General features: G+C 70.2%; 3 protein-coding genes. All 3 read left to right on the top strand.

The features are described 5' to 3' along the window. The first annotated feature begins 27 nt into the window (after nucleotides 1-27). The 3 genes from ABZS42_RS21865 to ABZS42_RS21875 all read left to right on the top strand — a co-directional run bounded on the left by ABZS42_RS21865 (nucleotide 28) and on the right by ABZS42_RS21875 (nucleotide 7565). Complete coding sequence (locus tag ABZS42_RS21865; RefSeq protein WP_355148004.1) at nucleotides 28-1206, top strand: substrate-binding domain-containing protein; 1179 nt, start codon at nucleotides 28-30, stop codon at nucleotides 1204-1206. Further along, entirely contained in the window at nucleotides 1203-2072 is an 870-nt protein-coding gene (locus tag ABZS42_RS21870; RefSeq protein WP_355148006.1) for a sugar phosphate isomerase/epimerase family protein, read from the top strand. Before ABZS42_RS21865 ends, ABZS42_RS21870 begins: the two co-directional genes overlap by 4 nt. A 75-nt stretch (nucleotides 2073-2147) precedes the next feature. Next, entirely contained in the window at nucleotides 2148-7565 is a 5418-nt protein-coding gene (locus tag ABZS42_RS21875; RefSeq protein ID WP_355148008.1) for a ThuA domain-containing protein, read from the top strand. Nucleotides 7566-7655: the final 90 nt, after the last annotated feature.

The following is a 7655-nucleotide window of genomic DNA, read 5'->3' on the forward strand; positions in this document are numbered from 1 at the left end:
CCCTGACCAGTGAGGAGAACACGAATAATGACCAAGAGATGGGCCCTGCTGGCCGCGGCGAGCGTGCTCGCGCTCGCCGGATGCTCCAGCGACCTGCCCGAGGACACCAGCCCCGGCGGCACCACGTCGTCCGGATCCGACACCCGCAAGTCGGAGTTCTTCGACCAGGCCGAGTACGACCGGCAGCTGGCGTTCCGCAACGCCACCCCGCAGGGCCCGGAGGGCAAGCCGTGGGAGCAGATGCTCGAGCCGGAGATGGTGGACACCACGAAGTTCGCCAAGACCGGCGGGAAGTACACCCTCTGCTTCTCCAACGCCGCGGTGGACAACCCGTGGCGACAGGTGGGCCTCAAGACCATGCAGCAGGAGGTGAAACTGCACCCGGAGATCAGCGATTTAGTCGTGCTGGACGCGGAGGCCAAGGACGACAAGCAGATCAGTGACATCCAGTCGCTGGGCGGCCGGAACTGCTCGGCGATCGTCATCTCGCCCAACACCACCGCCACCCTGACCCCGGCCGTCGAGCAGGCGTGCGCCACCGGCGTGCCGGTGGTCGTGTTCGACCGTGGTGTCAACACCAGCTGCCCGGTCACCTTCATCCACCCCATCGGCGGCTTCGCCTTCGGAGCGAACGGCGCGGAGTTCCTGACCGAGAAGGTCAAGCCGGGCGGCAAGGTCCTGGCCCTGCGCATCCTGCCCGGCGTGGACGTGCTCGAACAGCGATGGGCGGCGGCCAACGAGATCTTCACCGGCAGCGAGCTCGATGTGGTCGGCGTGGAGTTCACCGATGGGGACGCAGCCAAGACCAAGAGCATCGTGGCCGACTACATCCAGCGCGAGGGCGAGATCAACGGCGTGTGGATGGACGCCGGAGCGACCGCTGTGGCAGCGGTGGAAGCCTTCCAGGACGCCGGCGTCGAGGTGCCCGCGTTCGTCGGTGAGGACCAGCAGGACTTCCTGCGGCTCTGGGTCGACGAGGGCCTGACCGCTGTCGCGCCGACCTACCCCACCTACCAGTGGCGCACCCCGGTCATCGCCGCGCTGAAGATCCTCAAGGGCGAGCAGGTGCCGAAGGAGTGGGTGCTGCCGCAGCCGCGGATCACCAGCGAGACCGTCCAGCAGTACGTGCAGCAGGACATGCCGCCGCTGCACTACGCGATGTGCGGCTGCGAGGGAATGCCGGGCTACCCGGGGCCGTGGAAGTGACCGGACATCGACTCGGGGTCAACACCTGGGTGTGGGCCTCGCCGCTGACCGACGCGACCCTGGCCGCCCTCGCGGCCAAGGTCGCGGGGTGGGGCTTCGACGTGCTCGAACTCCCGGTCGAGAACCCGGACGACTGGGACCCGAAGCGGGCCGCGCAGGTGCTCGCCGAGCATGGGCTCGGCGCCACCGTCTGCCTCGTCATGCCACCCGGGCGGGAACTCGTCGCCGCGGACCCGGCCACTGTCCGGTCCACACAGGACTATCTGCGCCGGGTGGTGGACGTCGCCGCGACGGTCGGCTCGCCGGTGATCGCCGGCCCGGCCTACGCCTCGGTCGGCCGTACCTGGCGGCTGTCGCCGAGCGAGCGGGCAGCGGCGTACGACCAGCTGCGCGGCAATCTGGCCCCCGTCGTCGACCACGCCGGCGCGGCCGGTGTCACGGTCGCCGTCGAACCACTCAACCGCTACGAGACGAGCCTGCTCAACACCATCGGCCAAACCCTCGAGGCGATCGCCGACCTGCCGCACTGCGGGCTCGCCCTCGACCTCTACCACCAGAACATCGAGGAGACGAACGTCCCGGCGGCGATCCGCTCGGCCGCCGGACGGATCGCGCACGTCCAGGTCTGCGGCAACGACCGCGGCACGCCCGGCACCGACCACCTGGACTGGGCGGCGATCCTCACCGCGGTCGACGACGCGGGCTACACGGGCCCGCTGTGCATCGAGTCGTTCACCGCGGAGAACGCGACGATCGCCACCGCGGCCTCCATCTGGCGCCCCCTGGCGGCGAGCCAGGACGCGATCGCCGTGGACGGCCTCAAGTTCCTCAAGGCGGTGATGCCCCAGCCCCCACCAGCCCGCTGACCCGGTCCGACGGCGCCGGCACGCCGCACGGTCACGACCACAACAGAACCTCACGTCCCAGGGAGGAAGCACCCCATGAACGTGACCTGGCGTCCCCGGTGGGGACGATTGCTCGCGATGCCGGTCGCCGCCGCGCTCGCGATGTCCATGCTCACAACAGCGCCGGCCGCCGCTCACCCGGGCGCGCACGGCGACGCCCACGTCCTGATCTTCACGAAGACCACCCAGTACCGGCACGCCGAGGCGATCGAGCAGGGCGTTCCGGTGCTCCAGGAGGCCTTCGCGGAGGCCGGGATCACCACCGAGCACACCGAGGACTCGTCGATCTTCAACGACGAGGACCTCGCACACTTCGACGCCCTGGTCATGTTCCAGGCCTCCGGCGACCCGTGGACCGCCGACCAGAAGGCGGCGATGGAGCGCTACATGCAGGCCGGCCACGGCATCGTCGCCATCCACAACGCGACCGACATGCGCGGGAACTACACGTGGTGGGACAACATGATCGGCTCGCTGATGCCGGGCCACGCGGCCACCGGCAGCAGCCCCGGCCTTCCCGGCACCGTCCGCGTCGAGGACCGCACACACCCGTCGACCAGCCACCTGCCGCAGCGGTGGGAACGGGCCGACGAGTGGTACAACTACGCGCTCAACGTACGCGGCGACGCGCACGTGCTCGCCACGATGGACGAGACCACGTACGACCCGGGCGGCAACGCCATGGGCTACGACCACCCGATCTCCTGGTGCAAGCCGTACGACGGCGGTCGCGCCTGGATGACCGGAATGGGCCACTTCGGTGCGCACTACACCGGTGAGCCGCGACTGGTGCAGCACATCATCGGCGGGGTGAAATGGGCGGCCGGCATGGTCGAGGGCGACTGCGGCGCGACCACCTGGGACAAGTTCGAGCGGGTGCCGCTGGACCAGAACACCAGCGCGCCGTACGCGATGGACGTCGCCCCCGACGGCCGGGTGTTCTTCACCGAGCTGGTCCGCGGCGAGATCCGGGTGTACGACCCGCGTAGCCGGACCACGTCGACCGCGATCACCATCCCGGTGTACTCCGGCGGCGAGGACGGCCTGCTGGGCATCGCCCTCGACCCGGCCTTCGCGAGCAACGGCCACCTCTACGTCTACTACTCCCCGGCGAGCAGCGACGACTCCGATCCGGCCAACTTCGTCAACCGGCTGTCCCGGCTGACTGTCGGTGAGGGGTCGCAGATCGACCGGGCCAGCGAGAAAGTGCTGCTGGAGGTGCCCGCGCGGCGGTTGCCCGACGAGCCGGGGCACACCGGCGGTGGACTGGCCTTCGGCCTGGACGGCAACCTGTACCTCGGCGTGGGCGACGACGTGAACCCGCACTCCGAGCCGTCCGGCGGCTACGCGCCACTGTCGGAGCGCGACAACACGTTCCACGACGCACGGGCCACCTCGGCCAACACCAACGACCTGCGCGGCAAGATCCTGCGTATCCACCCGGAGCCGGACGGCACGTACAGCATCCCCGAAGGGAACATGTTCGCCCCGGGCACCGAGAAGACCCGCCCGGAGATCTACGCGATGGGCTTCCGCAACCCGTTCCGCTTCTCGATCGACCCGCGGACCGGCGCGCTGGGCATGGCCGACTACTCGCCGGACAACGGCAACGACAACCCGGACCGCGGCCCCGCCGGCATCGCCGAGTGGAACCTCATCACCGAACCGGGCTTCTACGGGTGGCCGCTGTGCATGGGCGACAACGAGCCGTTCCGGGACGTCGACTACCGGACCAACCCGGTGACCGTCGGCGCGTACTTCGACTGCGCCAACCCGGTCAACGACTCGATCCGCAATACCGGCCTCACTCAGCTGCCCGCGGCCAAGCCGGCGAAGATGTGGTACGGCTACAAGCGCTCCTCGGTGCCGTCGGTCATCCCGCAGGGCGGTGGCCTCGCCCCGATGGGCGGGCCCTTCTACCAGTACGACCCCGACCTGGAGTCGGACACCAAGTTCCCCGCGTACTACGACGGCAAGCCGTTCTTCTACGAGTGGTCCCGCAACAAGATGTACTCGGTCATTCCCGACGGCGACGGGAACGTCGAGAAGGTCAACCCGTTCCTGCCACAGGAACAGTTCCTCGCGCCGATCGACTCGAGCTTCGGCCCGGAGGGCTCCCTGTACGTGCTCGACTGGGGTGGCGGCTTCGGCCGGGACAACCCGGACTCGGGCTTGTACCGCGTCGACTACATCTCCGGCTCGCGCTCCCCGGAGGCGAAGGCCACCGCCACGCCGGACTCCGGACACGCGCCGCTCGAGGTGCGGTTCGACGGCGCCGGGTCGTCCGACCCGGAGGGCGAGCAGCTGACCTACGCGTGGGACTTCGACGTCAACGGCACGGTCGACTCGACCGAACGCACGCCGACCCACACGTACACCGACAACGGCGTCTACGACCCCCGGCTCACGGTGACCGACCCGCACGGCAAGACCGGCACCACGACGGTGCCCGTCACGGTCGGCAACAAGCGACCGGAGGTGCGCTTCGAGCTACCCCCGAAGGGCGGGTTCTTCGACTTCGGTGACGAGGTCAGCTGGAAGCTGTCGGTCACCGACGCCGAGGACAGCCAGATCGACGACGCCGATGTGGTGATCCAACCGGCGCTCGGCCACGACGAACACGCGCACCCCGCGGATCCGCTGCACGGGCGGACCGGCACGGTCGCCACCTCCCTGGGCGGCGGGCACAGCGACGACATGAACGTCTTCTACGCCCTCGACGGTCGCTACACCGACTCCGGCGGCGCGGGGGGCATTCCGCCGCTCACCGGATCGGACACCACGCTGCTGTTCCCGAAGCAGCGGGAGGCCGAGTTCTTCGACTCATCCCAGGGCATCACCGTGGCACCGTCGCGGGACGTGGAGGGCCACGCCGACGCGATCACCGGTCAGAACGGCGCGTGGGCGTCGTACGACCCGGTGCACCTGCACGGCGTGGACAAACTGGTCCTGCGCGTCGGCGCGGCCGGCGCCGGCACCGTCGAACTGCGACGCGGCGCACCGGACGGCGCGCTGCTGGGCACCGCGCAGGTGCCGGCGACGCCCGCCGGCCGCTACGTCGACGTACCGGTCGACGTCACCGACCCGGGCGAGACGTTCACCCTGTACGCGGTGTTCCCCGGCGCCGGCGAGCGGCGGTTGAACTTCATCGAGGCCGACGGCAAGGGCGTCTCGCCCACGAGCAAGCCGAAGGTGGCGGTGACCGCCCCGACCGCCGACGACGACCTGGAGCCGGGCGCGATCCAGGTCACCGCCGACGCGAGCGACGCGGAGAACACGATCACCAAGGTCGAGTTCTTCGTCGGTGACACCTCGATCGGCACCGACACCACGGCGCCGTACGCGGTGACGTGGAACGCCACGACGCAGCAGCGCTACCGGCTGACCGCGGTCGCCACCAACGACAAGGGCGCCAGCACCACCTCCCGCATCGTCGAGGTGGAGGTCGGTGACCTGTACGGCGACTGGCAGACCTTCAGCAACGCCGACGCCACCTTCGACCGGCCGGACACCGACACGTGGGTGATCAACTCCGGCGGCGCGAACATGTGGCAGGGCACCGACCAGTACGGCGCGGTGTACCGCCCGGCCGCCGCGGGCGCCGAGTGGACGGCCACGGTGAAGATCGAGCGGCAGGGTAACTCGAACGCCTCCGCCAAGGCCGGGCTCATCGTCCGCAACGACATCACCCAGCCCGGCACGTCGCCCGGGTACGCGGCGATGACGCTGCGTGCCGGCCTCGGGTTCGAGTGGTTGCGTGACAGCGACGGCAACGGACAGCTCGACGCCAGCACCGGGGCGGGCACGACGAGCTACCCGGCATGGGTGCGGATCGTCCGCGACGGCAGCCAGTACTACGGCTACTGGAGCAAGGACGGCGTGAACTTCACCCGGGTCGGTGACCCGGTGACGCTCAGCGGCGCGGTGAGCCCGCAGGACATCGGGCTCGCGGTGACCGCGCACAGCACCTCGGCCAAGAGCGAGGTGGAGTTCTCCGGGTTCAGCCTGGTGGACGAGGCCATCCACCCCGATCCGGATCCGGAGCCCGAGCCGGGACCGGGCTGCGACTCGCCCGACGGTGGTTCGCTAGCGCCGAGCGACGAGTTCGACGGCGACCAGCTCGACGGCTGCCGGTGGGACGAGGTGGTGCGCTACGTCTCGTCGAAGGTCGCGATGACCGACGGGCAGCTGCGGATCGAGACGCAGCCCGGCGACATCAACGACAGCAACCCCGTCTCGCCGCGCAACTTCATCCTCCAGGACCTGCCGGACGGGGACTGGACGATCCAGACCCGGCTGACGCCGACGATGCTGCACCGCTGGCAGATGGCCGGCTTCCTGGTGTACGCCGACGACGACAACTACGTGAAGTTCGACGTGGTGGCGACGAACGCCAACGGCTCGCCGACCGACCTGCACGCCGAGCTGTGGTCCGAGCGCAACGGGCAGTTCGGCAACGGCGGCAACCGGGACGTCGACGTCGCGGAGACGACCGAGAGCGGCTGGTACGACCTGCGGCTGAAGCGGACCGGAAACAGCTACTCGGCCGAGATCAGCGACGGCGGGGTCAACTGGACGTCGTTGGGTGACCCGGTGACCAACGACGCCGCGATGACGTCGTTCGGTCTGATGGCGCTCGGCCCGGAGCAGGTGTCGCCGGTGACGGTGGCGTTCGACTACTTCCGGGTGGTCGACACGACGCCGCCGTCGGTGTCGGTGACGGTCGACCCGGCCGCGCCGAACGGCGACAACGACTGGTACGTCTCGCCGGTCACCGTCTCGGCGACCGGGGCGGACGACGGCGGGCGCCCGGTACGGATCTCTTACCGGGTCGGCGACGGCGAGTGGGTCGACTACCGGCAACCGGTGCCGGTGACCGGGGACGGCACCCACGAGCTGCGGTTCCGGGCGGTCGACGAGTCCGGAAACGTCTCGACGGAGTCGGTGGTGCCGCTGCGGGTCGACACCACCGGCCCGACCGTGAAGTTCGGCGGAATCGAGGACGGCGGCTCCTACCAGCTCGGTGAGGAGTTGCCGATCGCGGCGTCGGCGGCGGACCCGGCCTCGGGCGTCGCCTCGGTGGTCGTGACGCTGGACGGCAAGCCGGTCAGCGGAGCGGCCGCGCCGACGGCCGGCACCCACCGGGTGACCGCGGTGGCCACCGACAAGGCCGGCAACGCCACGGAGTCGACGGCGTCGTTCGAGGTGGTGGCGACGTACGCCGACACCAGGGCGCTGCTGGAGCAGTACCGGAAGGAGGGATCGGTCCCGCCGGCTCGCGCGGTGGTCCTGACAGCGCAGCTCAAGGTGGCCGAGCAGATGGCGAAGGCCGGCCGCAAGGCGCAGGCCAAGGCAGCGCTCGACCGGTTCACGGCGTTCGCCCGCACCCTCGACGACGAGCAGGCGCGCGACCAGCTGATCGCCGCGAGCGCCTACCTGAGGGCCCACCTGTGAGGTGATGACGGCGAGCCGGTGCCGGCCGGCTCCCGATCGGTGCCGCGCGGCGCCGCGGCGGCGGCCCGCCCCCCCCCAAAGCGTCCATCC

Origin of the sequence: Micromonospora sp. NPDC005367, assembly GCF_040606825.1 — a bacterium.
Taxonomy (GTDB): Bacteria; Actinomycetota; Actinomycetes; order Mycobacteriales; family Micromonosporaceae; genus Micromonospora.